21 protein-coding genes, 1 tRNA gene and 4 pseudogenes are annotated in these 24888 nt (G+C 52.8%); 10 read left to right on the top strand and 16 right to left on the bottom strand.

Annotated features, from left to right (window positions below):
• The first annotated feature begins 177 nt into the window (after positions 1–177).
• The 3 genes and pseudogenes from feoB to DXA70_RS11815 all read left to right on the top strand — a co-directional run bounded on the left by feoB (position 178) and on the right by DXA70_RS11815 (position 3859).
• Positions 178–2519: pseudogene (gene feoB / locus DXA70_RS11825) on the top strand (ferrous iron transport protein B).
• A gap of 125 nt (positions 2520–2644) precedes the next feature.
• A complete protein-coding gene (locus tag DXA70_RS11820) occupies positions 2645–3079 on the top strand; it encodes a MarR family transcriptional regulator (RefSeq protein WP_128118586.1) in 435 nt (144 codons plus the stop codon).
• A gap of 1 nt (position 3080) precedes the next feature.
• Positions 3081–3859: pseudogene (locus DXA70_RS11815) on the top strand (sulfite exporter TauE/SafE family protein).
• 96 nt (positions 3860–3955) lie between these two features.
• Here the strand turns inward: DXA70_RS11815 and DXA70_RS15145 are convergent.
• The 3 genes from DXA70_RS15145 to tig form a co-directional block, all read right to left on the bottom strand.
• Complete coding sequence (locus DXA70_RS15145) at positions 3956–4327, bottom strand: DUF4097 family beta strand repeat-containing protein (RefSeq protein WP_158565169.1); 372 nt, start codon at positions 4325–4327, stop codon at positions 3956–3958.
• A 23-nt stretch (positions 4328–4350) separates the two neighbouring features.
• Positions 4351–4857, bottom strand: coding sequence for a DUF4097 family beta strand repeat-containing protein (locus tag DXA70_RS15140; protein ID WP_128118584.1), 507 nt, complete (start codon positions 4855–4857; stop codon positions 4351–4353).
• Between the two features lie 141 nt (positions 4858–4998).
• Positions 4999–6294, bottom strand: a complete 1296-nt coding sequence (tig, locus tag DXA70_RS11800; protein ID WP_128118583.1) for a trigger factor — start codon at positions 6292–6294, stop codon at positions 4999–5001.
• Between the two features lie 329 nt (positions 6295–6623).
• On the opposite strand from tig, the gene DXA70_RS11795 reads away from it, so the two are divergent.
• A tRNA-Arg gene (locus DXA70_RS11795) sits at positions 6624–6700 on the top strand.
• Positions 6701–6850: 150 nt separating this feature from the next.
• Here the strand turns inward: DXA70_RS11795 and DXA70_RS14785 are convergent.
• From DXA70_RS14785 to DXA70_RS11770, 6 genes and pseudogenes are all read right to left on the bottom strand, one after another.
• Positions 6851–7327, bottom strand: coding sequence for a tyrosine-type recombinase/integrase (locus DXA70_RS14785; RefSeq protein WP_243001369.1), 477 nt, complete (start codon positions 7325–7327; stop codon positions 6851–6853).
• Positions 7312–8238 (bottom strand): Arm DNA-binding domain-containing protein, encoded by a 927-nt coding sequence (locus DXA70_RS11790; RefSeq protein WP_243001368.1) that lies wholly within the window; start codon positions 8236–8238, stop codon positions 7312–7314. Before DXA70_RS11790 ends, DXA70_RS14785 begins: the two co-directional genes overlap by 16 nt.
• 15 nt (positions 8239–8253) lie before the next feature.
• A complete protein-coding gene (locus DXA70_RS11785; protein ID WP_128118588.1) occupies positions 8254–8547 on the bottom strand; it encodes a helix-turn-helix domain-containing protein in 294 nt (97 codons plus the stop codon).
• A 24-nt stretch (positions 8548–8571) separates the two neighbouring features.
• On the bottom strand, positions 8572–9549 hold the full coding sequence (gene mobV / locus DXA70_RS11780) for a MobV family relaxase (protein ID WP_128118582.1): 978 nt from the start codon (positions 9547–9549) through the stop codon (positions 8572–8574).
• A gap of 191 nt (positions 9550–9740) precedes the next feature.
• Positions 9741–11055 (bottom strand): annotated as a pseudogene (locus DXA70_RS11775) (phage/plasmid primase, P4 family).
• A gap of 73 nt (positions 11056–11128) precedes the next feature.
• Positions 11129–11731, bottom strand: coding sequence for a CHC2 zinc finger domain-containing protein (locus DXA70_RS11770; protein ID WP_243001367.1), 603 nt, complete (start codon positions 11729–11731; stop codon positions 11129–11131).
• A 450-nt stretch (positions 11732–12181) separates the two neighbouring features.
• Between DXA70_RS11770 and DXA70_RS11765 the strand changes: the two genes are divergently transcribed.
• On the top strand, positions 12182–12997 hold the full coding sequence (locus DXA70_RS11765) for a helix-turn-helix transcriptional regulator (RefSeq protein WP_128118581.1): 816 nt from the start codon (positions 12182–12184) through the stop codon (positions 12995–12997).
• Between the two features lie 276 nt (positions 12998–13273).
• On the opposite strand, the gene dcm (DXA70_RS11760) is transcribed toward DXA70_RS11765, so the two are convergent.
• From dcm (DXA70_RS11760) to dcm (DXA70_RS11755), 3 genes are all read right to left on the bottom strand, one after another.
• Positions 13274–14512 (bottom strand): DNA (cytosine-5-)-methyltransferase, encoded by a 1239-nt coding sequence (gene dcm / locus DXA70_RS11760; protein ID WP_128118580.1) that lies wholly within the window; start codon positions 14510–14512, stop codon positions 13274–13276.
• Positions 14513–14583: 71 nt separating this feature from the next.
• Positions 14584–14712, bottom strand: a complete 129-nt coding sequence (locus tag DXA70_RS15570) for a hypothetical protein (protein WP_347553563.1) — start codon at positions 14710–14712, stop codon at positions 14584–14586.
• Positions 14709–15821, bottom strand: coding sequence for a DNA (cytosine-5-)-methyltransferase (dcm, locus tag DXA70_RS11755; RefSeq protein ID WP_347553562.1), 1113 nt, complete (start codon positions 15819–15821; stop codon positions 14709–14711). Before dcm (DXA70_RS11755) ends, DXA70_RS15570 begins: the two co-directional genes overlap by 4 nt.
• A 185-nt stretch (positions 15822–16006) precedes the next feature.
• Between dcm (DXA70_RS11755) and DXA70_RS11750 the strand changes: the two genes are divergently transcribed.
• The 4 genes from DXA70_RS11750 to DXA70_RS11730 all read left to right on the top strand — a co-directional run bounded on the left by DXA70_RS11750 (position 16007) and on the right by DXA70_RS11730 (position 20460).
• Positions 16007–17356, top strand: coding sequence for a Sau3AI family type II restriction endonuclease (locus DXA70_RS11750; protein WP_243001370.1), 1350 nt, complete (start codon positions 16007–16009; stop codon positions 17354–17356).
• A 13-nt stretch (positions 17357–17369) separates the two neighbouring features.
• On the top strand, positions 17370–18101 hold the full coding sequence (locus DXA70_RS11745; protein ID WP_128118578.1) for a hypothetical protein: 732 nt from the start codon (positions 17370–17372) through the stop codon (positions 18099–18101).
• Positions 18098–18547: a very short patch repair endonuclease gene (locus tag DXA70_RS11740; RefSeq protein ID WP_128118577.1), complete on the top strand. Its 450-nt coding sequence runs from the start codon at positions 18098–18100 to the stop codon at positions 18545–18547. The genes DXA70_RS11745 and DXA70_RS11740 overlap by 4 nt, the downstream gene beginning before the upstream one ends.
• 368 nt (positions 18548–18915) lie before the next feature.
• Positions 18916–20460 carry a DUF262 domain-containing protein gene (locus tag DXA70_RS11730; protein WP_158565168.1) on the top strand — a complete coding sequence of 515 codons (1545 nt, stop codon included), beginning with the start codon at positions 18916–18918 and terminating at the stop codon, positions 20458–20460.
• Positions 20461–20816: 356 nt separating this feature from the next.
• On the opposite strand, the gene DXA70_RS11725 is transcribed toward DXA70_RS11730, so the two are convergent.
• Complete coding sequence (locus tag DXA70_RS11725) at positions 20817–21065, bottom strand: DUF6061 family protein (protein WP_128118574.1); 249 nt, start codon at positions 21063–21065, stop codon at positions 20817–20819.
• Between the two features lie 490 nt (positions 21066–21555).
• Between DXA70_RS11725 and DXA70_RS11720 the strand changes: the two genes are divergently transcribed.
• Positions 21556–21807: a DUF6061 family protein gene (locus DXA70_RS11720; RefSeq protein ID WP_128118573.1), complete on the top strand. Its 252-nt coding sequence runs from the start codon at positions 21556–21558 to the stop codon at positions 21805–21807.
• Between the two features lie 417 nt (positions 21808–22224).
• Here DXA70_RS11720 and DXA70_RS11710 read toward each other — a convergent pair whose 3' ends face one another.
• The 3 genes and pseudogenes from DXA70_RS11710 to DXA70_RS11700 form a co-directional block, all read right to left on the bottom strand.
• Positions 22225–23190 carry a hypothetical protein gene (locus DXA70_RS11710; RefSeq protein ID WP_128118572.1) on the bottom strand — a complete coding sequence of 322 codons (966 nt, stop codon included), beginning with the start codon at positions 23188–23190 and terminating at the stop codon, positions 22225–22227.
• Between the two features lie 12 nt (positions 23191–23202).
• Positions 23203–24738, bottom strand: a complete 1536-nt coding sequence (locus tag DXA70_RS11705) for a relaxase/mobilization nuclease domain-containing protein (RefSeq protein WP_128118571.1) — start codon at positions 24736–24738, stop codon at positions 23203–23205.
• Positions 24710–24888, bottom strand: a pseudogene (locus tag DXA70_RS11700) (plasmid mobilization relaxosome protein MobC); the annotation flags it as partial. The pseudogene DXA70_RS11700 and the gene DXA70_RS11705, both read right to left, overlap by 29 nt.

The raw sequence follows: 24888 nt of genomic DNA, 5'->3' as shown, positions 1-24888 counted from the left end.
TCTGCGCGGCAGACAGAGGTGTTTTTGCATTGCGGAGGTCATTTCACGATAGGACATTTTATGAAATGCGGTCCGCGACGAAATTTGTCATTGGCATCCCTTGACAAAGGATAAAAGTTAGCCTATAGTACCATTGTTAATACAGACTAACAAATGGTCGAAGAAAGGCGGACAACCATGACACTGAAAGAACTGAACATCGGCGAAAGCGCTGTCATTGAGACGGTTGGCGGACAGGGGGCCCTCCGCCAGCATTTTCTGGATATGGGCCTGATCCCTGGGGAAAAGGTCACCCTTGTCAAGTTTGCACCCATGGGTGACCCGATGGAGTTGCAGGTCCACGGCTACGCCCTGACCCTCCGGTTGGATGACGCGGCCCGGATCAACGTTTCCCCGGCAAAACCGTCCGGGTGGTGCCCGCTGCCCGCCCGGAACAGAAAGTGGTAGAGCACCCCGGCCTGGGCGAGGGCGGCCGCTACCACACCAAAAAGGGAGAGAATCCGCTGCCGGACGGCACGACCCTCACCTTTGCACTGGCGGGCAACCAGAACTGCGGAAAGACCACCCTGTTCAACCAGCTTACCGGCTCCAACCAGCATGTAGGCAATTTCCCAGGCGTGACTGTGGACCGCAAGAGCGGTGCTATTAAGGGCCACCCGGAGACCGAAGTGACCGATCTGCCCGGCATTTACTCCATGTCGCCCTATTCCAGCGAGGAAATCGTCACCCGGCAGTTCCTCATCAATGAGAAACCCACCGGCATCATCAACATCGTGGATGCCACCAACATTGAACGGAACCTGTACTTAACGATGCAGCTCATGGAGCTGGATACCCCCATGGTGCTGGCGCTGAATATGATGGATGAGGTGCGCGGAAATGGCGGTACCATCCGCATCAACAAGATGGAGGCCATGCTGGGCATCCCGGTGGTGCCCATCTCCGCGGCCAAGAACGAGGGTGTGGATGAGCTGGTAGACCATGCCATCCACGTGGCAAAGTATCAGGAACGCCCAGGCCGGCTGGATTTCTGTGGCGAGGACGACCACGGCGGTGCGGTCCACCGCTGCATCCATGGCATCATCCATCTCATTGAGGACCACGCCAAGACAGCTGGCATCCCGGTGCGTTTTGCCGCCACGAAGCTGGTGGAGGGCGACCACCGCATTGAGGAAGCCCTGCAGCTGGATCAGAACGAAAAAGAAATGATCGAGCACATTATCCTCCAGATGGAGCAGGAGCGCGGGCTGGACCGGGCCGCTGCCATTGCGGATATGCGGTTCCACTTTATCCACCAGCTGGTGGCTCAGACCGTTGTCAAGCCCCATCAGAGCAAGGAGCAGCTCCGCAGCAACCGCATTGACCGGATCCTCACCGGCAAATATACGGCCATCCCGGCCTTTGTGGGCATCATGGCGCTGGTGTTCTATCTGACGTTCGGCGTCATCGGTTCAGGCCTGCAGGACCTGCTGGCAGCGGGAATTGACCGGCTGACCACCTTGACGGATAACGCCCTTACGGCATGGGAAGTCAACCCGGCGGTGCACTCACTGGTCATCGACGGCATCTTTACAGGCGTGGGCAGCGTGCTGAGCTTTCTGCCCATCATTGTGACCCTGTTCTTTTTCCTCTCCCTGCTGGAAGATACCGGCTACATGGCCCGTGTGGCGTTCGTCATGGATAAACTGCTCCGCCGCATCGGTCTTTCGGGCCGCAGCATCGTGCCCATGCTCATCGGCTTTGGCTGTACAGTGCCCGGCGTGATGGCCAGCCGCACCCTCCCCTCGGAGCGTGACCGAAAAATGACCATCCTGCTCACTCCGTTTATGAGCTGCTCGGCCAAGCTGCCCATTTACAGCCTGTTTGCAGCGGCATTTTTCCCGCGTCAGGCCGCGTTGGTCATGGTGGGATTGTATTTCCTTGGCATCCTCGTGGGCGTAGGAATGGCCATTCTCCTCAAGGGAACGGTCTTCAAGGGCGAGGCCGTGCCCTTTGTGATGGAGCTGCCCAACTATCGCCTGCCGGGCCTGAAAAACGTGGCCCAGCTGCTCTGGGAAAAGGCCCGGGATTTTCTCGAGCGGGCGTTTACGGTCATCTTTATAGCCACCATCGTCATTTGGTTCCTGCAGAACTTTGACCTCCGGCTCCGCCTGACGTCTGACCCGCAGACCAGCATTCTGGCCCTGCTGGCGGGCGGGATCGCACCGCTGTTCGCGCCGCTGGGCTTTGGCGACTGGCGGATCTCCACGGCCCTCATCACCGGCTTTATGGCAAAGGAGAGCGTTGTTTCCACCCTGACCATCCTGTTCGGCTCCTCGGCAGCCTTTGCAGCTGCCCTTACCCCGGCCCAGGCGGCCCCGCTGCTGGTCTTCTGCCTGCTGTATACCCCCTGCATTGCTGCAGTGGCCTCTGTCAAGCGTGAGCTTGGCGGCAAGTGGGCGGCCATCATGGTGTTAAACCAGTGCGTCACCGCGTGGCTTTGCGCGCTGGTAATGCGGCTGATCCTGCTGGCGATTTAACGGCAAAATAGGAAAAAGGCTCTGTCGGGTTCCGGCAGAGCTTTTTTCATCCTTGACAGAGAAAACGGCCCGTGCTATAATCACTTCAAATTTGAACAATCTAAAATTGAAAGAAGTGAAGCTGCATGAACCCCAGCCTGGAATTCTCACAGAAGTTTATGGTGGGCTACAACGCCGCCTGCAAGCCCCTGTGTCAGGAACTCAAGCTGCCGCAGACGGCGCTGGATATCCTGCTGTTCCTCGTCAATAACCCCGAATACAAGACGGCCAGCGACATCGTGGAGGTGCGAAAGCTAAAAGCGAACCTTGTCTCGGTCAATGTGGACCGCCTCGTGCAGGAGGGCTACCTCCGGCGGGAGGCCGTGGCAGGTGACCGCCGCAAGACCCTGCTCATCGGGACGGAAAAGGCCCGCTCCGTGGTAGAGCGGGGCCGGGAGGTGCAGAACCGTTTTCTGGAGCGGCTGCTGGACCACACGGACGAAGCCCAGCGGGCGGCGTTTTTTGCCACGCTGGAGACCATGAGCAAAAATCTGGATGCCATCATTGAGGGGGAAGATTAAGATGCATATTTTGTATGTTCTTCTGGTCACATTTTTTGCCGGAATGGGTGCCGGCCTTGGCACCGGCTTTGCCGGGATGAGTGCGGCGGCGGTCATCAGCCCCATGCTCATCACGTTTCTGGGCATGAACCCCTACATGGCCGTGGGCATCGCCCTTTCGTCGGACGTTCTGGCCAGTGCGGTGTCCGCTTACACCTACCACAAGAATAAGAATCTGGACGTGAAAAACGGCCTCATCATGATGGCCAGCGTGCTGGGATTCACGGTGGTGGGCAGCTGGCTGGCAAGCCTTGTTCCCTCTCGGGCGATGGGCGGCTTCTCGGTGTTTATGACGTTCCTGCTGGGCATCAAGTTCATCGTCAAGCCGGTCATGACCACCAAAGAGGCCATGCAGGGGATCTCTGCGAAAAAGCGTGCGATCCAGTCCATCGTCTGCGGTGTCATCATCGGCCTTATCTGCGGCTTTGTGGGGGCCGGCGGCGGCATGATGATGCTCCTCATCCTCACCAGCGTGCTGGGCTATGAGCTCAAGACCGCCGTGGGCACCAGCGTCTTCATCATGACGTTCACGGCCCTGACGGGTGCTGTCTCCCACTTTGCCATCGGCGGGCCCCGGACTGGCCCGTGTTTGCCTTCTGCGTCCTCTTTACCCTGCTCTGGGCCCGTATTGCGGCGGTCTTTGCAAATAAGGCGGACGCCAAGACCCTCAACCGCGCGACCGGTATCGTGCTGGTGGTGCTGGGCATCGTGGTCATGGGCTTCAACCTGCTGACAAAGTAAAATAACAAAAGCCAACAGGAGCTGTGCGTGGGAATCGCTTCCCGGCACAGGCTCCTGTTGGCTTTACAGAGGAGTGTTTGTCGTTTTAAAGGTGCCTCACTGCACGAATTCCAAGTTCACGTTGCCGTTGCTGGCATTGGCCGTAAAGCTCTGGGCAGCGCCAAGATTCTGCTGGACAGGGGTGCTGCTGCGGATGGCGAAGCTATCGTCGTTGGCGTCGGTAAGGGTCACGCGACCACTGCCTGCGGTCAGGTTCAGGCCATACTCCGCGCCGCGGCCCGTCACAGTGCCCACCACGCTGGCGTTGGTGGCGGTGCAGTAGAAATAGGGCGACGAGGTGTGGTCCAGCTTGACGTCACCGTTCTGGGCTTGTGCGGTAATGCTCAAAGCCGAGGTGTTGGCCAGGCTGATGCGGCCATTCCGGGTGGAAGCGGCAAAGGTCTGGGTGAGCAGGTTGTTTACCTCCACTTTGCCGTTGTTGGCCGTGGCGTTCAGGTTATCCAGCTGCCGCCGGTAATGGAAACATTGCCGTTGGTGGTGGTCAGGGTATTGGACTGAGACGTCATATCCTGGATGGTGATATTGCCGTTGCTGGTATCCACCGTGAGGCCTGCAAACGCCCTGCGGGGCAGCTTGACGGTCATGGTGCAGATGCACTTGCTGTTGTTCACGCTCATGGAAGCGTCGCCCTTGAGGCCCTGAATGTTCAGGCTCGGGCCTGCAATGGTAAAGCTGTACAGCTCTCCGCCCGTGCCAAAGGCATCGTTGTAGGAGCTGTTGTAGCTGTACTCCACCACCACATGGTCCACATCATCGGCTTTTACCGTCACATCGGCGTATTTGTCGCTGACGGATAGGCTGCTGATGGCCTCTGCCGTTTCATAGGTTTTGGTAATGAGCCCCACTCCCGCGCTGTTTTCCTGCGGAGAGGGGGTAAAACCACAGAGCAGAGCCACCGCTGCCGCCGCAGACAACAGTGTGCAGAATAGCTTTTTCATGGTTCAAAACCTCCAATCTGAGACTTGGACAGGCGTGCCCAAATTTTATTACAGATTCTACTATAAAAATAACGCAAAACAAAGAAAAAGTCAAGAAATACAACAAAAAAGCCCGTGCAGGGCACGGGCTTGGAAAACTGCTTATTTCTCCTCGATGGTGGAGTGCTCGATCACCCAGTCAGCAGCGCGGCGGATGGCCTCGTTGCGGCGAATGCTCTCCACGTTGGACTTGGCCATGATCTCTTCCAGAGGCTTCTTGAGCTTGTCGGCACGCTCCTGCATCTTGGCGGTCATCTCCTCATCGGTGGGGACGAGGTTCTCCTGCTGTGCCACCTGCAGCAGAGCCATCCGGGCGCGGGTGTTGTTCTCCGCAGCCTTGTGAACGTTTGCGGTAAAGGTCTCGCGGGTCTGGTGCACCTGGGACAGGTAGTGGTCCAGGCTGACGCGCTGCATCTGGAGCTGCTGCTGGATGTTCTCCATCTCGCGCTGGTAGGTGCTCTCCACCAGGACGCTGGGGATCTCGCCCTCCGCGGCGTTGGCCAGCTGGGTCAGGACCTGATCCTTGGCGCGGTTCAGGGCGCTGGCGTGCTTGCCATCGTGGATCTGCTGGCGGATCTGCTCACGGAACGCTTCCATGGTGTCCACCTTGCCCGCTTTCTTGGCAAAATCACTGTTCAGGGCGGGCAGCTGGCGGACGCAGACGTCGATCAGCTTGATCTTGAAGACGGCGGGCTTGCCGGCCAGGTCTTTCACATGGTAGCGGGTGGGGAACGTGACAAAGATGTCGAACTCCTCGCCGCCCTTGTGGCCCAGGATGCCCTCCTCAAATCCGGGAATCATCCGGCTGCTGCCCAGCTGCAGGGTCTGGTTCTTGGCGGAGCCGCCCTTGAACGGCTGGCCGTCCATCTGGCCCTCATAGTCAATGTGGACGATATTGCCCTTGACGGCCGGGCCCTTGTGGGGCACCAGCTCGGCAGAGGCCTGACGGCGGTGCTCCAGCACATTGTCGATCTCTTTGTCCGTGACAGCCGGGGTGACGCACTCGACCTTGAAGCCGGAGGTCTGGGCCAGCTTCAGCTCGGGCTGCAGGGCGGTGGTGGCGGTGGCCACAAAGCCCTCGTCTTTCTTCACGCTGACCAGGTCATAGGTGGGCTCGTCCACGGCACGGAAGCCGTGCTCTTTCATGGCGGCGTCATACAGAGCCGGCACATCCCTGTCCATCAGGTCGTTGATGGCATCATACCAGAACGTGTGCTCTCCGCGGTCCGCCTCGATCTGAGCGCGGTCCGCCTCACCCTTTGCAAAGCCCTTGATGGTGTAAGAGGCGCGGGTGCGCTCGTACACGGCGTTGGATGCGGCCTCCAGTTCCTCAGCAGAAGCGCTGAACGTCATTTTGCAGACACTCTTTTCGGGAGTTTCCACGCTTACCAGTTTCATAGGTTCTACCCTCCGTGCTGCCCCAAAAGGAGCGTTTTCAAACATTAGTAAAGTTATTATAGCACAAGTAAGGCAAAAGCGGTATAATAAAAAGAAGAAAAAGTGCTGCAAACGGCATTTTGCCGGTAGTCCTGCTCCCGCTGGCCCTACGGGCGTGAAAATCGCCCGGCGCCTCGCCGGGGCGCCGTGATCAAGGCGGTGTACCGGTACACCTGAAATTGGAACGACGAAAAGACGCTTTTTTTCTAAAAAATCAAAAATATTTCAAAAAATTGTTGACAAAACCCTTTACGAGTGATAAAATACATCTTGTTCCAGACGAAATGTATGCGTTGGTAGCTCAGCTGGATAGAGTGACTGACTACGAATCAGTAGGCCGGGGGTTCGAGTCCCTTCCATCGCACCAGAAAATGCCGTGAAATCGAAAGATTTCATGGCTTTTTTGTTTTGTAAGCCATGGCTGCACGGTTTCTGCACGGTTTTTGCACGGTCGGTGTTTTCCATGTCCGATGATGTAGGGCGCTGTATTGCATTGCAATCAGTGCCCTTTTTTGCATCAGGTGAGCAGGGCTAGGCGCAGCTTTGCCTTCATTTCCGGGTCGGCATCCTTCAGCAATTCCAAAAGAGCCGTCATGGAGATGGTGGGTTCGCCTGCGGCGGGTACAGCCTGCGGGCTGGGGGTGTCGGGCTTGGCATAGAAGCCGCTTTCAAACTTCTTGCCCAGCTCCACACGGGAGGACTGCTGAATATGAGCGTAGGTGTTCACCAGCATATCCGCACTGGCGTGACCTGTGGTCCCCTGCACCGCCTTGATGTCGCCGCCGGAGATCATCAACTGGTAGGTGGCACTGGAATGCCGCAGCCCATGAAAGACGATGCGGGGGAACTCCGGGTGTGCATCCTGCCATTTGAGGAACTTCTTGCGGATGAGCACCGGCTCCACCGCCAGACCGTTGGGCAGCCGCAGCAGCATCCCGCTGTTGCGGTACCGCTCCGGGTCAAGGGCTTCTTCCCGTTTCAGCGTTCCAGCCACTGTTTCAGCTCCTCCCGCAGGGCGGCGGTCATAAAGATGGTGCGGCAGGAGGCTTCGGTCTTGGTGTCCTTCAGGATAAGAGAAGTCTTGCTGCCCTCCAGCTTGTCCGGGAAGATGCGGAGGATGCAGCCCTTGTCCACCTGCGCCAGTGTGTCCTTCTGCACCCGCTGCATGGAACGGTTGACGGTGAAGGTGCCCATGCCGTTGGCAGCATCAAAGTCGATGTCCTCCGGGGTCAGACCTGCTACCTCCCCTTCCCGCAGCGCGCCCACCAGCGTCAGGTGCACCGCCAGATGCAGGATGGGGTCCTCCATGCTGTCCAGTGCTGCCCGCATCTCCTCCACCTCCCAGATGCTGCGCTCTTGGGTGGTCTTTTTGGGTGCTTCCACCGGGACGGGGCTTTTGATGAGGATGCCCCACTCCACCGCCAGCAGAAAGGAATTGTGCAGCAGTTGGTGGACTTCATGGAGGGTAGTGCCGGAGAGGGTGCGCTTTTGCTGCTTGGGCGAGAGGTCTCGCCGCTTGCCGCCCACATACTGTCCGCAAGGGGTCTTGCTCAGGGTGTCGTACAGGGCTTCGATGTGGTAGGGTCGCAGCTTCTGCATCTGCATCTCCCCGATATAGGGGATGATGAGGTTCTGGATGAGGGCCAGATTGGACTGGTAGGTTTTCGGTGCCCACTTGTGCTTGCTGCACTGCTTGGGCAGCCAGTCCATCAGGAACTCTGCTACCGTCACCGTGGACGGGATCAGGAAATTACCGGTCGCCAGCTCATGTTCGATCTGTTTCTGGCGTTTCACCGCCTCCTCTTTGGTGGGAAAGCTCTCCCATTTGTCGCAGCTCTTGCCGTGCTCGTCCTGATAGGTGTAGCGGACACTGTAAGAGCTGCCGCGTTTCGTGATATATGCCATAGATTTGCCTCCTTATCAAGCTGCCCGGTGGAGCCACGCATCGAAGCTGTCTTTCGGGATGCGGATGCTTCCACCTGCCCGCAGGACACGGAACTCGGTGGTGCTGTTGCACAGGTTGTAGGCGGCACGCTGGCTGATGGCTAGCATCTGTGCGACCTCCTTCACCGTGTACACCAGCTTTGTGGTCTCAGGGCTGTTGGTCGGAGACTTGACGGCATTGGTTCGAGTGACCACCTCCATTGTAGCCGGATCAGAGTCCGACTGCAAGAACTTTTTCGTATAATCCGAAGATTTCACATTCTCGTACATTTTATTACACATAGGCATTGCTCCTTACTTATCATGGCGCATCGCAGGCTCCTGCGTGCTGCGGTTCTCATAAAATCGAATGACCTCCGGCGGGATGCTGTCCAGCGTTTTCAGGGCGGCTTCATAGTCCTGCCGCAGCTTGGCATCCTCCAGACGCTTCAAGACGCTCCCTTCCTTCGCTTTGTCCAGCGAGGCAGAGAGCGTCTTGTTCTTCTCTTTCAGCTTTTCGTTTTCGGTGGCGGTTTCCGTAAAGGCGACCTGATAGCGGTTCAGCTCGGTACGCATTTTGGACACTGCCGGGATATAGCTGTCCAGCAGCTTGCCGATCTCCGCCGCACGGCTCTTGCCGTTGAATGGATTGATGCCCACCAGCAGGGCGTCCAACTGCTCCTTCTGCTTGGTCAGTTGGGTCATCTCCTTGAAGATGCGGGGCGGGATGTGCTCCCGCCCGGTCTGGCTGGCGCTTTCACCCCGTTCCAGCTCCGGGTACTGCTTGACCATGTGCTGCCAGAACTCGTCCTGCCACTTCACAAGGTTCTTGCGGTTGCCGATGATCTCCTTGGCGCTCAGCCGTCCGTCAGCAGTCAGGGGAACAAAGCAGAGGTGCAGGTGGGGCGTTTTCTCGTCCATGTGGACAACAGCAGAGAGAAAGGTATCCGGGCGCTGTTTGCCCTCTAAAAATTTCAGGGCATACGCAAAGTACGCCCTGATCTCCCGGTTGTTTTTATCCTTGAAAAACTCCGGGCTGGCGGTGACAAGAGCCTCCACCACCCGCACGCTGTCCTTGCGGACACGGCAGTGGACGGCGGCTATCATGCGGTCGGCTTCTTCCCGGTACCTGCCCTGCGGCTGCACCAGATGAAGGTTGTAGCGGCTCCGGCTCGTGTCGATATCCGGGTTGCTGGCGTACTGCTCCTTGGTGCGCTCGTTGTGGGCTTCGATGGGGCTGATGGCAGGCCCCTTGTACTTTTTGAACCTTAAAATGCCGTATTGGGCTTTCATAGATCACGCTCCTTCTTGGGGTGTACAAAAAATCTGTACGGACTTTAAATAACCTGTACGGTCTGTACGGCGTACAGAAATGCGAAATACAAACGATAACACGTTTTAATTTTCTTCAATTCGCCGTACAGGTGCGTACAAGTACAGACCGTACAGGTTGTACGAACTTCTTCCGTGAAAAAATGCACTTTTTACGGACAGGGGTGGACAAGCGGCTCGATGCCCACGAAACCACGCACCCTGCGGCCACCGGGCAGGTAGATGTTGTTGGTGGCTTCAAGGTTGTAGCGGCGGTCGTTCTGGCGCAGCTCTGCGCTGAAACGAATCGCCGATACGCTGTGGCAGGCGTTGTCCTCGCACCACTGCTTATAAATGTCGTAGAACTCCTTGGAGCTGATGGAGTAGTCCGCCTTGAAGCGGAAGTAGCCTCGGATTCCATGAAGTCGATGACATTGTTGCTGCTGCGCTTGATGGTGTCCACGTTGGCAGCAGCTTTGGGGCTGACCGTGAAGCGGAAATCGTTCTGCACCAGCCGATGCAGCCCTTCCAGACACCAGAGCAGGATGCCTTCCAATTCGGCGCACATCTTCTCCACAAGGAAGGGGTCATCCGTGCGGTCAGCAGGCTTGTCCTTAGTGGTCAGGATAAGCTGGCGGCGGAAGAAGCCATCCGAATGGTCGTACAGCGAGGTCAGCGCACCGTTGCCGAAACAGAGGAACCGGGCGTAAATGTCCCGCTGGTAGCTCTGGACACCCTTGCGCTCCAAGTCCAGCTTGGCTTCGGCGGTCACGATGGTCTTAATATAATTCGTCTTGGGTAGGGCGTTCATATCCATATCATCGTCGATCATGAGCAGGCGGCGTTCCAGATCGGCACGGGCAAAACGGTTGTTCTCCACTTTCTGGACGCTGCCGTTGCTGGCGGCATCTCCCATGAGCCGTTTCAGCACCAGTCCGATGCGGGACTTGCCCTCGCCGCCCTTGCCAACGATGAGCATCATCTTCTGCCCTTTGGTGCTGGGAATGAGACAGTAGCCAGATATTCCTGCAAGGTGGGGATGTCGGCATCGTCCAGCAGCTCGTGCAGAAAGGTCAGCCAGCGGTCAGGGCTGGCGGCTTTGGGGTCATACCTCACCGGCAGGCGGTTCTGGCAGAACAGCCGGGTCTCCTGAAAAGAGCCGTCCGGCAGATGGTACACGCCATTCTGGAGATGGATGCAGTCCTGCTCGATGGGGAACGGGTCGGAAAAGGCCAGCAGCTTGATGGTCTCCAGAATGTTGGTGACCTTTTTGGACAGGCCGGAGGTGACATATTCCTCGATGTTCTCCAAGATGCGCTGCTTGATCTCGCTTTCGTCCTCCACCGGTCCGTCCAGCGTGTACAGCGTTCCGTTGACGCATTTCAGCGGCCACTGTTCCAGAAAGGCACGTCCAAACTGGACTTCGTCAATTTTCTTGCCGTTGTACCAGTCCGGCCATAAAGGGTTGCGGGAAATGTTTTTCTTCATGTGGTGGTTCTCCTTTAAAAAAGTAAAGTGGTGTTTATCATAATGATAAGCACCACTTTAGGTGAATGAATCGTCAGGCGCACTTCGCCAGAGCAAGGCGGTCGGTGCGCTCCTCCAGCATCAGCAGGTACGACCCGGACAGCAGCCGTGCAGCGGCAGCGGCCTTCTGCTGGGGTGTCCCAAATGCAACGCAGTCCGTCAGGTGTTCGATGGTCTCGGTCGTGTGGAGGGCTTCTTCAAACCGTGGGTCATGCGGCTCCTCCGGGGTGGCAGGCTTGTAGCGCTCCTGCCAGTCGTGCAGCAGGTCAAGATAATCGGTCAGCACCCGCAGGCAGTAGGCGATGTCTGCCCACTGCTCGTCCGTCAGGCCACGCTTGGGTGGCGGCATGGCAATGGCATTGGCGGGCGGTTTGTCCGGGTCAAGCCCGAAGTCGTGTATCAGCTTCTCGGCGGCTTGCCGGGGGTTCAGGTCGAACAGCTTGGCGGTGAGGTCGATAGCATCGCCGTTGGCTCCACAGCTAAAGCAGTAATAATAGGTGTCGTTCAGCTTCATGCTGGGGTGGCTGTCGGAGTGGAACGGACAGCATACCATGCCACGGCGGTCGGGTCCCATGCCGTACATCTCTCCCACCTGCCGAACGGTGATGGCGGACTTGATCTTTTGATATAAACTCAAAATTTCTCCTTTGCTCAAAGGTTCTGGCACGGATCATTTTGATCCCAGCCACGTTCAAAATCACCGGTGTCTCCCAAATGGGAACTTCGGTGAAGCCGGTCTCCCTTGCTGCCTCCCGACAGGAAATCTTTTTGGACTCTGTGTCGGCCCCATGCAGGGCGCTCGCTCCCCCGATGGGAGGTCTTGGCGGTCTGGGCAGTTCGGACGGTCATTCTGTTGTCAAGGTCCTGTTATGAAAGATATTTCAGAGGGCTTTCGCGGGAAGCCCTTAATATGTTCGCTGCTGGGGAGTTATATGTTTTCTTTCTGTCTATAGGATAGCACCGCAATGGCCGCTGTGCCGTATATCCATAATGTCGGAAAACAGGTGCAGAAACTGCAAAATTCCACGCTTATGGACAGGAACCGCCGGAAGTGGTATACTGTGCAAAAAACATCGGAGGTGCGACCATGAACATCAAGCTGACACTGGGAGAACGGCTCAAAGACCTGCGCGTGGAGCGGAATCTGAAGCTGGAAGCTCTGGCAGAGCAGACAGGTCTGTCCAAATCGGCACTGTCGAAGTATGAGAGCGACGATGTGACCGACCTCAGCATTTACGCCGTGACAACACTGGCTGAGTTTTATGGCGTGACCACCGACTACCTGCTGGGTGTGACGGAAAACAAAAAACGCCCAGATGCAGTCCTTTCGGACTTGCATCTGAGCGATGGCGCAGTGGACGTATTAAGGAATGGAAAATTCAATCATCGGCTGCTGTGCGAGCTTCTGGAACATCCCGATTTTGCCCGGTGGATGACCGACCTTGAGATCTGTGTGGATGGTCTGGTCAGTGACCGCATCCGGGATATGAATGCCATGGTAGAAGCCACCCGGCAGGAACTGGAAAGACGATACCATGCCGATACAGAGGACCTGACCATGCGGACGCTGAAAGCGGCGCAGATCGACGAGGACGAATATTTCGGGCGGATCCTCTATGATGAGCTGGCGGCGATTCTGAAGCAGATCAAAGCGGCGCATGGGACCGATAAGACCACGTCGGACGGCGCAGCCATCGAGCAAGCGAGGAAGCAGCTTGAAAATGCACAGAAGTTTGAAGGTTCACCGTTAGAAAAGAAGATGAATGTCCTGATGGGACAGATCGGCATCGACTATTCCAAGCTGACGAAAGAAGAACAGATGACCCTGCTGCGGGTGTTCAACAAATCCTCTATGTTGAAGCACCGCACGAAGGCAGGGATGCGGGGCAAGCACAGACGCTGATCATTTGCCCTGCGCCTTATAGGAGAAACGCTGCTGCGGCAGGAAGGAGAACGTACACCATTGGTTCCTCTGAAAGCCTGTGATGGGTGGGCGGAGATCGTCAACTGCCATGCCCATCCGCGCATCCTTCTGCCACAGAACAGGTGCTTGCCGGAGCCTCTCGCAGCCCCTTTTCCGCATCAGCCGGAACCAAGGTGTAACACACTAGACTTTGCAGGCAAAGTCGTGTGCCAAAGGGGTGCTGCGGCCCCTTTGGAAACCCAAGAGAAACGCCCATCAACTGCGCTGCTCGTCCTCGGCCAGTGCGCTGATCCGCTTGCCCATGGCCTTGACCAGCGGAACGACAAGCGCATTCCCCATGGTGAAATAGCGCAGTCGTTCCGGCATCCCGGCTGTCCAATCATCCGGGAAGCCGTTGAGCCGTTCGCATTCGATGGGCGTTAGCGTACGCAGACGTTGGGTCTGTGGGTCTGCGACTACATGGGTGCTGCGGGAAACGGAGCCTTCGCTGGTGAGCATCGTGCGGGCAGGAAGGTCAGAACGATCGGGGAATGCCATAGAGCCTTCCGAAAAGAAATAAGTAGAACCGTTCCTGCGGTGGCGGGTCTCCTGCTTTGCGCCCTTGAGATACCGCCAGTGATTGATGTCGGCAGCAGAAAGGAAATATCGCTCTGCAAGTGGGGTGGTCTCCAACACGGAGCGGAGCGGCTTATATGGGAATTGAAGAGGGATACTCTCGACGGAATAGAAGCGGCCGTTGACCATAAGCCCGGAGGCATAGAAGTGGCAGGATTGTGCGGCAGACAGATCCTTCAGATTGAGGTAGCGAAACTCATCGAGCCATCCCTCGCTGTATTTCCGTTCAAAGCCATACAAGGGAAAGATGGGGGCAAAGAAGCCGTCCTGCAGGAGCAACTGATGGGCACCCTTCAGACCTTCCACACAGATGAGCTCCGCCGCTTTTCGGAACAGGGCGGTATCGTTTCGGAAGGCAAAGAGAAAGGTGCGCCGCCTGCGCTGTGCTTCGCCATAGTCGGCGGCATTTATCACCCGCCATTCAACGGCATAGCCTGATTCATAGAAGCACCGCAGGATGATGGAAAAGTCACGCCCTTTTTGCCATGCCGGAGACTTGATGAGTCGGTCTACGTTTTCCAAAAGGACATAGCGCGGCCTGTGTGTCCGTAGGATAGCGTTGATCTCCCACCAAAGAACGCCCTTCTTCCCTTCTATCCCTCGTGCGCCCCTTTTGGCGATGGAATAATCCTGACAGGGAAAGCCACCGACCAAAAGGTCGTGTGGAGGGATGTTTTCTTTGGCGGTCAAGATGTTCTGACAAACGTGTTCTGGGCGATGCCCGAAATGCCGTTCGTAGCACTCGAAAGCAAATTGGGAACGCATGGATGGTTCCCACTGATTTGCCCAGACAGTTTGAAAGCAGGAGGAAGCCTGCTCCAGCCCAAGGCGAAAGCCGCCGACCCCGGCGAAAAGCTCAACAACACGGATCTGCTCCATGATAGGGCACCTCTTGATCGTGGCGAAAAAAGCATAAAAACCAAGGCCGACTGTGCAGCCTTGGTTTTTCGTTATAAGATGTCCAGTAATTGCTTGCCCATCTGAGTGATGAGCGGAACGACAAGGGCGTTACCCATGATGAAGTAACGCTGACGCTTCGGCATCCCAGTGTCGGTCCAGCCCGTCGGGAAACCGTTCATGCGTTCGCACTCCTCCGGCAGCAGGATACGCAACTTCCCTGTTTTAGGTCGGTGATCGCATGGGAGCTGCGGTTCTTGGTGCCCTCACTGGTGAGCATCGTGCGGCCGGGACGGTCAAGCGGGTCCGGGAATGCAATAGGGCCTTCCGAGAAGGTGTAGGAGAAACCGGTTTTGGAAGTACGCTCAATGGTCTTGGAACCCTTCATGTATTTCCACTTTTCCAGATCCTCGTCCTCGATGAAGAAGCTCTTGTCGATATCGCCGTTGACAACAATCTCGCCGAGCAGCATCGGCTCCTTGCCGTTCGGGACGGCTTCCAGAGAGAAAATCTTACCGTTGCACAGCACGCCGCTGTTGTAGAAAGCGGCTCTGAAACGGTTGGTCACATCAACGGTGTCGGTATATTCATTGAAATCGATGGTGGTCACTTTCTTAGGGTCTGCGACCTCAGAATGCACCGGGAACGCATGGGCGAAGAAGCCCTCCTGCATCAGCCAGACACGACCGTCCTTTGTGTTCTCAGAGAAACACGAGGTCATACGCTCATACTGCTTGGTGGTGTTCTTGAATGCAAAGATGAAGGTGCGCCGTCTGCGCTGGACACAGCCATAGTCTGCGGCATTAATCACACGCCATTCGATGCCGTAGCCTTCTTCCTGCAAGCATTTCAGGATGATGCCGAAATCACGACCACGCTGGGATGCGGGAGATTTCAGCAGGCGATCCACGTTTTCCAGCAGGACATAGTTCGGATGGTTCTTCTGGATGATCTTATAGATAGACCACCAGAGGACACCTTTTTTGCCTTCAATGCCCTTTGCGCCTGTGCTGGCAACAGAATAGTCCTGACAGGGAAAGCCGCCCACCAGAAGGTCATGCGGTGGCACTTGATCGATAACAGTGGCGATGTCTGCGTTCACGCAGTGGGAATCTTCGCCAAAGTTCTTGCTGTAGCACTTATAAGCCCATTGACCAGCTTGGCCGGGTTCCCATTGGTTTGCCCAAATCGTTTTGAATCTTTCGGAACAACGCTCTAATCCAACGCGGAAACCGCCAACGCCGGCAAATAGCTCGACAACACGAATATCGCTATTTGCTGACACTTTCATAACACCTCATTTTGTGATATACTTAGTAATAAGTATACAATTTTTCGTTAAAAAGATCAAGACTTTTTTGAAAGTTTTTATAGAAAGCCTTTCTTTTATATCGGAGGGCTTCCTATGGCTCGATATGATTATAGCAAAAATAGATAAAAAGATCAAGCTATTTTTTGAGGAGGTCAAGAGGTGTGATGGAGCAGCGGAAGTACAAGACCAAGCAGGAAGTTCTCATTCGTGGGCAGGAAGCGGTCGGCAAAACGCTGGGCGAGATCGACAAGACTGGGCGCATCGCAACAGGCAAGGGTGCCATCGGTACCGTTGTGGAGGAAAGCTGGTTTGGGTATAAGCCCAATAGCAACCCGGCTCCCGATTTTGAGGAAGCGGGCGTCGAATTGAAGGTGACACCCTATCGGCAGACCCCTCGTGGCATTCAGGCCAAGGAACGGTTGGTCTGCGATATGCTGAACTATGATGAAGAATACTACAAGACCTTTGAAACCAGTGCATTCTGGATGAAGTGCGCTTGTATGTTGCTGATGTCCTATGAGCACCGGGATGGGGTGCCCAAGGTCGACTTTACAATCGACAAGGCAGTGCTGTTCCAGTTCCCGGACGAGGATCTGGAGGTCATCCGCAATGACTGGAAGATCCTGATGGACAAGATCAAGGCAGGACAGGCACACCTGATCAGTGAGGGTGATACCATGTATCTGGCAGCGTGTCCGAAAGGCCGCAACTCGCAGGATACCCGGTCGCAGCCATTCAGCCCTATCCCGGCCATGAAGCGGGCGTACTCGCTGAAGTCCAGCTACATGACGCAGATCCTACGGCGGTACATCTTCGGGGACGAACCCTGCGAGAAGATCATCAAAGACCCGGCAGCGTTAAGAACGACCAGCTTCGAGGACTGGTTCAGCGCAAAAGTCCGGCCTTATGTGGGTATGAGCAGGACGGAACTTAAGGCGCGGCTGGGCGTGGAAACGAGTGCCAAGAACCTCAACGAGCTTTTAGTGGCAGCGATGCTTGGCGTGAAAGGGCATCTGTCAAATACAGAGGAATTCCAAAAGGCAGGCATCCAACTCAAGACCATCGCCATTGAACCGAATGGCAGTATAAAAGAGAGCATGTCCTTCCCTGTGATGAACTTCTGCGCAATGATGAACGAAACATGGGAAGAGTCTGTACTCTATGACCTTCTTGCACCGACCAAATTCCTGTTCATCATCTTCCAAAAGTCGAGGGACGGCGAGTGCTACTTCCAAAGGGTGAAATTCTGGAATATCCCGGCAGAGGATCTAGAAGAGGTGCATCATGTGTGGCAGCGTACGGTCGATACCCTGCGGGAGGGCGTTCACATCTGGAAAGATGCCAGCGGGCGGAACCGCAATAACTTGCCCAAGGCGTCGGAAAGTCGTGTGGCTCACGTTCGTCCTCATGGAAAGGACAGCATGGACACGGCTCCCCTGCCCACTGGTGGCACGATGACGAAGCAGTGCTTCTGGCTGAACAATCGTTATGTAAGAGAACAAATCGAAGATTGAGGATGAATTGAATATGGAGTATACATTGAAAATAAAAGACGAACGATATTTTAATAACGGTAATCTAATATTGCCATTTTTGAAAGATGAAGGGAACCATCCTTTAGGAGAAAAAATAAAAGAATGGCTACAGAGTAAATACGACTTAACTGAACTCGTAAGAAAGAATAAGCATGGAGTAAAGGCTGAAGCATTGAACAAAGCTCTTCGAGCCAAGTTGGAAATCGAGGGTGCACATAAAGAAACACATGTGTTATATAACGGTTTTTCTCATAAAGGAAAGGAGGGATTTGACTTTTCTTTTTATGATAAAGACTATAATACTGCATGTATCAGAAATTACTTTGTTGGAGAGCGTGGTTGCTACAACGGCGGGGAACGACTGGACGGTGTGTACAAAGATTTCAAAATGACTTCTAAAGAGTGGAAAAAGGAATTGTCAAAAATAAATACGCCGTATGGAGAGGACTGTAAGACGGAAAAACAACGGCTGACAGTGGTTGGAGAAATCCAGTTTGGAAACTGGGCGATGATTGAGCATGACATACAGAGACTAATGGACGCAGAGGAGCAAGACGTTTCAATTGACTACTATATTTACATTACAGCCACAGGAAATCTTGCCCAAAAGTTGAGCGATGGAATTGTAAATTACGAAAAAGCTGCGAGCTTTTTTGAAAATCATAAATTAGTAAAAGTTCCGATGTGGTTGATAGGATTGGACTTGAGCACTGAGGTAGAATGAAGCATCCAAAATCATATGATACGACCTCGGAGACATCCAAGCGGATGTCTCGTGTCCACCTGAAGCAAGGAAAGGCGGAAGTGCTTTTGGCGAAGCGTCTGTGGCATCTGGGGTTTCGGTATAGGCTGAACGATAAGCGGCTCCCCGGCTCTCCTGATATCGCTATCCTGAAGTATAATATCGCCATCTTTGTGGACGGTGAGTTTTGGCACGGGAAGAATTGGGAAGAACGCAAATCAAAGCTAAAGCGCAATAGGGAGTACTGGATAGCCAAAATCGAGGAAAATATCGCACGAGATATTCGGGACGATAAGAATCTGCGAGCGCAGGACTGGTATGTTATCCACTTCTGGGAGAAAGAAGTGTTGAAAGATACGGATGGGTGCATTGATGTTGTACGGGACTTGGTAGAGCAGCGAATAGAAGAAAGAGTAGATGAAAAGTAATAGATATATGCTGAGTGCCACACAATAATTAAATGAAAGGAACATAAGATGAGTTTTGATACAGAAAGTAGACCGATAAGCGAAATCTTTTCTCGTGTCGCAAAATATTCTGTCCCACGCTATCAGCGAGACTACGTATGGGATAAGGTGAATTGGTCTGAATTGTTGAATGATATAGTATTTACTATGAAGTATAGTGATACAAACTGGTCGCACTTTTTGGGTGCGATAGTCCTTATCAATCAGACCGAACAAAACAAATTGAAACAGGGATATGTGTTCAATGGAATAAATGAATACGATATTATAGATGGACAGCAACGATTAACAACAATCTATATACTTTTACTATGTTATATCATAGACTTTTGAATATCAACACGGAAAGCTCAAAGAACCGTGCAAAATATATTCAGGAAACATATTTAACAGCACCTACTGTTAATGCGACAAGAGAACTTAAAATTTGCAATGAAGCATACGATGTTGATATAAAGCGACTCTATCAAAGTATTCTCGATAACGAATCCGTCTCTGAAGAAAATGTTTTTTATAAAGCGTTTTCGTATTTCGATAACGAGTTGAGTTCTTATTCGTTTGAGAGATTGGTGATGTTTCAAGAAAAACTTTTAAGTATCAATGTCGTAGAAATTATATCAACACAAGAAGAAGAAATATATAATATTTTTGAGGTTCTTAATGCAAGAGGAAAAAAACTTAAGCAAATGGAACTTCTAAAAAACCATGTGATGAAATATATCCAGCCAAGGACAACAGATGTGGTTGACAAAGCAAAAGAAAAATGGAATAAAATATTAAACAATTGCAAGGATTTGCCAGATGAAGATTCCATGTTAGGACATTTCTGTAAGTGCTATATCAAAAAACGAGCAGAAAATTCTGATATGGTCTATAAACTTATTAAAGAAGAAGTCCCACTTGAAAATTTGTCAAGATTTTTAGATGACTTGGTGGAATACTCAAGTGCGTATGCGATTATTGCGTCAAAAAATGATGACACTGATATCGAATATTTTGATATAAAGAGAAATTATCAAGTCCGCTCTCTTCTGGCGGCAATTGAAGTGCTCTATAAAAGAGAAATGATTACGGAAGATGACTGCAAAACCTGTTTTCACAATCTGAGGAATTTCTTCTTTTTGTTCCATTCTTGCTCTTATACAAGTAATAAAACGGACAAGGCTATCGCTAATGCTGCGTTTGATGTTTATCATACAAAATCTGAAATGGATTTCAAATATGTTATATCAGATGTGTTTAGGGAGTTATCGAAATTTATATCAAGTTCAACAGTAGATGAATTGATGTTTACAACATCTTCGATGCATTATTCGTTGAAAAATAGTGCATATAAAAGTAATCATCGAATTGTGAAATATATATTGTATTGTTTGTATATGCCCGACCAAAGAGATACAGTTCTGGATCAGAGCAGGTTGACGATTGAGCATTTATTAAATGATGATGGATCTGTCAGAAATTCGTCTATTTACAATTTGACACTAACAAGCGGAGAGATAAATTCAAATGAGCTGAAAAATCGGGGACTCGTAGAAAAAATTGGTATTTTAAAAAGTCGATCGAGTGTAATAGCGAATCAAAAGCTAGACGAATATTTAGATGCACAAGGTGAATATCTCGAGGATAAACGAAAGAACGACCTTAAGGAACAAGCGATAAGTAATGTTTTCAAATATGAAGGCTCACCGTTTGGATATACAAAAGAAATGGTAGATGGCTATTTGAAGATGAAGCGAGCATTGCAAAGCGATGAGGAACTGTTGGCTGTTTTACTGGAAAGAGGTATGAATATTCAGACATATTTGTCTAACAATCCAGCAATGCAAGATGCGTATAATAGATTCTTGACACTCTGCGGGACTACGAGCTGAGCGAGCATCATTGCATCATTTATATGGTAAATGATTAGTTACGCCGACTTTTACGCTGACATTTCAGAATTTACGCTGAAAATACGCTGACTTGGTGTGGTTTACGCTGAATTTGCGCTGAAAAACGCGTAATCGCGCAAACAAAACGCGAATAAAAATTGCACGAGCGTGCATTCTTCATGCGTAGAAAGTGCGATACGCAAATGGAATATTGAAAAAACAAACTGTAACGCGATGAAAATTTAAATAAATAAAATCGCACGCTGAAATGCACGCGTGCAATGTTGCCTGAATAAAAGTCAGCGATAAAAACGCGCGCCGCGCGATTAGCGATTTTGCCGCGCGTTTTCTAAGGCTCAATCTTCCATCCTGCCGTGGTCGCAGCCGAGAGAAAGATAACGCTCCATCTCCCCTCTCAGCACCATCTGTGCGTACTCCAAGGGCTTGTTCCACAGCATCCAGTCCAGCTCTGCCCGCTGTGCAGGGGCGTTGCCATATTCGTCCTCCACAGCGATGCAGTCAATGGCAAGGGTGGTGCCATCCTCGAACTGGGCTTCTACCCGGTTGGTGTCCATGTTGTAGCGGCAGGAAAGTAATTTTGTCATAGTCGTATCCTCCAAGACTTGATTTATGATGTGCGGTCGCTCGAACCAATGCCGTCAAGTCGTTGTCGGATGAGTCGATTTTTCATTTGTCTGAGAGTAAGTGCACGGTTTCTGCACGGTTTTTGCACGGTTTCAAAACGTGCAAAGGGTGCAAATCGTTGCAAAATCGGACAAAGGGTGCAGAAACTCGAAGTTCAAAATTTGCGATGTATCGCTTGGAAATGACGTTGAAACGTAACTTCCAAAAATTGAGGGAATCGCCCAGCGTGCGCTACGAATCAGTAGGCCGGGGGTTCGAGTCCCTTCCATCGCACCAAACCATGAAAATCCGAACCTTTTCTCGATAGGAGAAGGGTTCGGATTTTTTGTTTTCTTCGGAAAGCAGAACGAGGGTTCTTTTCCAGTCGCTGTGTGTCCAAAACCTTATCAGAAAAGACGTATCACGAAAGTCACAACTGTAAAGGTGCCGTAAGGCAGAAAGGACACGATTATGAAGTACGATGAAAGAGCCTGCAAATTCAACATGGACACCGGCTGCGTGGAGCTGCTGCTCCAGGATGGGAGAAAAATTTCCATCGACTGCACCGGGGTCGAGGATGCACTGGACGTGACCATGGCACAGAAATCAGAGTTGGACTATCTCGTCTATAATGACCCGCTGGGCTACGCAGATTTGATTCTGAACGGTGACCCGGAGAAATATTTGAAGAATGTGGCTGGAAGCCATGGGCTAGAAGATTAAGGGCAAAACAAAAAACAGGGTGTGTCCACCCGGACGCACCCTGCCAAAAGCCACAGACGATAGCGATATGTACAACAGGGAGTTCCCCAGTGGGAACTTCCTGTTTTTCGTTGTTTGCATGATGAGCCTGCTCTGCCTGCCACGCGGCAAACTCCCGCTGGCCTTCCTCGCTGTTCCAGCAGGCAAGGATGGCTGGGTAGAATGCCCGTGCCAGACGGTCAATGACTTCATCGGGATAAGGGGAAGTATTTGAGGACTTTTTCTTTTTGTTCAAACGCACGCTCCTTTGATCGTCCCACCGTGGCAAAGTCGGGCGAGAAAATCAAAGTTCCAATTTTTATCAGGCGCAAGGGCGCGGATGCTTTCCGCCCTGCACTTGCGGCTGGGGGCTCGTTGATGGCTTACAGGTGTCTGTTGTTATGCGGTCTTTTCTTCTTCAAGGGCTTCTGCAAGAGCCTTTTCCAGATAGGTTTCGATTTCAGTCAGGTAGTTAGCAGGTCGCTGCATTGCGAAGCGGAGAACCATCTGCTTTTCCGGGTCAGTGAAATAGCTGGGATTGTTTTTGAGCGTTTTCTTCCATGAGTTTTTCATCATTTCGGTCGCACGGCTCAAAGATTTGTAAACCTTCATAAACTCGTCCGGTACATGATAGCACCGAAATTCTTCTGTTTGTGGTGTGGGCATGGGAACGGGTTCCGCTTTTTCAGGTTCAAATTCTGCGCTGGCAGATTCCAACACTTCCAATGCCTCTGGATGCAGGATTTGAGCAAGGACATCTGAACGATGCTCGACACTTGCCTGCACAAGCTTGGACATTTCTTCGTTGGTGAACTTCACTTCGCCGGAAAAGACTTTCTGCTTGATGCCGGGAGAGAGATTATCTGCGATGTCGATGCCTCGTGTATAGTGGCTGGCACGAAGAACGGAGGCACGGCTGACACCGTTTTCCTCTGCGATTCGGTCGCAGGTTTTCTTCCCGGAGTGGTGGTTATCACCGTGATCACCACCACTTTTCTTTGCTAAAGTGTACTGATTGCCCCGAAAGATTTTTGCAGCTTTCTTCTCGGCTTCGTACTGCTTCCCAAGCAGATAGCGTTTCTGTTCAGGACTCAGGTTTCGCCGTCCCAACTGATTCCGGCAGATCCACGCAACGGCTTCTTCGCGGTTCTCAAATCGGAGCGGCATGGTGGAAAAATAAATCTCAGGATGCTTCTGGAGAATGGCATAACGGTTGTGGCCATCAACAAGTGTATTATTCCACACGATCAAAGGAGAGAGCAGCTTGCCCTCTTTCAAGATATTTTCTTCAAGCTGCTTGAATTCATCATCGGTCAGAGGAGGAATCTGGGACTGGAACTCAGGGTCGATTTTCAGATTGATCATACGCACACTCCTTTATCTCTCCTGCTGCGTCTGTTCTTCCTCCCGGAAAAAGGACGCAACATTCTGCTTTGCAGTTTTCAGTTTGAGCAGTTCCTCTTTAGCTTCCTTGTACTGCTCATAGAACTTTGCCTTTTCGGATGCCAGCTGCGCATACTCGGCTTCCAGCTTTTTCGGGCTGGGCAGCTTGGTGAGGTCATTTGCCTTGAAATAGGCTGCTGCCGCCCGGTACGTTGTCAGCTCTGCACGATGCTGCTCCTCAAAGGCTGCGGGTCGTTTGGCAGTCTTTAACTGCTGTGCGACATTCTTGGTGCTGGTGTAGGCTGCGATGTGATAGCGCAGCTCATTGTTGGCTTTCATGCGACCTTCAAGGTCTTTCACCACCGCCAGTGCGTCGTGATACTTGGTTTCCAGTTCAGCGATGCGCTGGTTTAGAGCGTCCTCGTCGGTCAAGCCCTTTTCCTGCAGAAGATTTACGGTCTGTGCCATAACTTTGAGATTGTGTTTCGTGAGCCAACGCTTATAGCCGATGCCCTTGCCCTCGGTCATCCTCGACTGGATGTCGATCAGTTTCCCGATAGTATCCTGCTTGAACTGCACCTTGGGTTTGTGTTCGGCGTTTGCCTGCAACGTGGCAAGCACTGCCGCCTTATCGAACTTGTCACCGAGATGTTTCGCTCGGATAAACTTCGTTCTGCCAGCGGGCAGATAGCTAAGCTGTCCACGGCTTTCCTTGACCGTGATGCCGTACTGCTGCATGAGCTTGTCAGAGAAATCTTCAAAGCTCGTGGCACGGTACAGCACCGAAGAAATCTGTTTTCGCAGGGTATCTTTTACGGTTTCAAACTTCTTCTGCCGGGGCTGCTGTCCAGCTGCGGTGAGGGTTGCGTTTTCATGGTCAAGTTTCAACTGGCCGCGCCTACGCGCCCAATACTCCGCTTCGCTGACGCGCTCTTTCGAGCCGTTGAGCAGGTCGATCTGGTACAGTCCAGCACCTTCGCACAACTCCATGACCTCGACACGCAAGTGCCGCATGGTTTGGGCTGTGCTGGAGTGCTTCATGCCCTCGCGCCAGTCGCGGGGCTTCTGCATATAGGGTTTGCGCTCCACTTCTCGTGTTCGGATGCTGCCGATCACGATGTGGACGTGGATGTTTCCTGAATGGTTGTGCCCATCCGGGTGAGTGCAGACGATGGCAGGATGACCGGGAAAATTTTCAGAACAAAACTTCAGGCCAAGTGCCTGTGCCTTTTCCATGGTCAAGCCGTTGTCGGCTGCATCTCTGGGGTCAAAGCTGATGATATATTGATGGCTCTTAATATCACCATGCTGGGTGTTCTTACCATACTTGCGGTTTGCCAGCAGACAGGCCGTTGCAAACGAGAAATCGCCGCACTCAAGGGTGTCGAGCAGATAGGATTCCCGCAGCTTCGGTCTGCCTTGTTCATCCAGAAGTTGCTTCCCGGTAAACTCATCGTGCTGGTAAACGAGGTACGCTTCGATGGCGGTATAGTCCGAGTTTTTAGAGGCGATATGCTTGAGCGTTGCCATACAGTTCACCCAGAACTTTCTCGGCGTGCAGCCGAAATGCAGTCAGGTCTGCAAGTTCGTCAAGAATTTTCGCTCGGATCTGCTCGGTGTCCGCACCGCCAGAATTGAAGTGCCTTGCAAGCTGGTTGAGGTTTCCGCCCACCTTGCTGC

Origin of the sequence: Faecalibacterium sp. OF04-11AC, from assembly GCF_003460645.1 — a bacterium.
Classification (GTDB): domain Bacteria; phylum Bacillota; class Clostridia; order Oscillospirales; family Ruminococcaceae; genus Faecalibacterium; species Faecalibacterium prausnitzii_I.
This window is presented reverse-complemented; position numbering and strand designations above follow the sequence as displayed.

Coding starts and splice junctions, on each gene's coding strand:
- DXA70_RS11785 (WP_128118588.1), bottom strand. CDS start 8,547: ATGTACGAGAATGTGAAATCTTCGGATTATACGAAAAAGTTCTTGCAG.
- DXA70_RS11740 (WP_128118577.1), top strand. CDS start 18,098: ATGAAGCATCCAAAATCATATGATACGACCTCGGAGACATCCAAGCGG.
- dcm (WP_347553562.1), bottom strand. CDS start 15,821: ATGAAAGTGTCAGCAAATAGCGATATTCGTGTTGTCGAGCTATTTGCC.
- DXA70_RS11765 (WP_128118581.1), top strand. CDS start 12,182: ATGAACATCAAGCTGACACTGGGAGAACGGCTCAAAGACCTGCGCGTG.
- DXA70_RS15570 (WP_347553563.1), bottom strand. CDS start 14,712: ATGAACGGTTTCCCGACGGGCTGGACCGACACTGGGATGCCGAAGCGT.
- DXA70_RS11725 (WP_128118574.1), bottom strand. CDS start 21,065: ATGACAAAATTACTTTCCTGCCGCTACAACATGGACACCAACCGGGTA.
- DXA70_RS11720 (WP_128118573.1), top strand. CDS start 21,556: ATGAAGTACGATGAAAGAGCCTGCAAATTCAACATGGACACCGGCTGC.
- DXA70_RS11820 (WP_128118586.1), top strand. CDS start 2,645: ATGAACCCCAGCCTGGAATTCTCACAGAAGTTTATGGTGGGCTACAAC.
- DXA70_RS11705 (WP_128118571.1), bottom strand. CDS start 24,738: ATGGCAACGCTCAAGCATATCGCCTCTAAAAACTCGGACTATACCGCC.
- DXA70_RS11710 (WP_128118572.1), bottom strand. CDS start 23,190: ATGATCAATCTGAAAATCGACCCTGAGTTCCAGTCCCAGATTCCTCCT.
- DXA70_RS15140 (WP_128118584.1), bottom strand. CDS start 4,857: ATGAAAAAGCTATTCTGCACACTGTTGTCTGCGGCGGCAGCGGTGGCT.
- DXA70_RS11790 (WP_243001368.1), bottom strand. CDS start 8,238: ATGGCATATATCACGAAACGCGGCAGCTCTTACAGTGTCCGCTACACC.
- DXA70_RS11750 (WP_243001370.1), top strand. CDS start 16,007: ATGGAGCAGCGGAAGTACAAGACCAAGCAGGAAGTTCTCATTCGTGGG.
- tig (WP_128118583.1), bottom strand. CDS start 6,294: ATGAAACTGGTAAGCGTGGAAACTCCCGAAAAGAGTGTCTGCAAAATG.
- DXA70_RS11745 (WP_128118578.1), top strand. CDS start 17,370: ATGGAGTATACATTGAAAATAAAAGACGAACGATATTTTAATAACGGT.
- dcm (WP_128118580.1), bottom strand. CDS start 14,512: ATGGAGCAGATCCGTGTTGTTGAGCTTTTCGCCGGGGTCGGCGGCTTT.
- mobV (WP_128118582.1), bottom strand. CDS start 9,549: ATGAAAGCCCAATACGGCATTTTAAGGTTCAAAAAGTACAAGGGGCCT.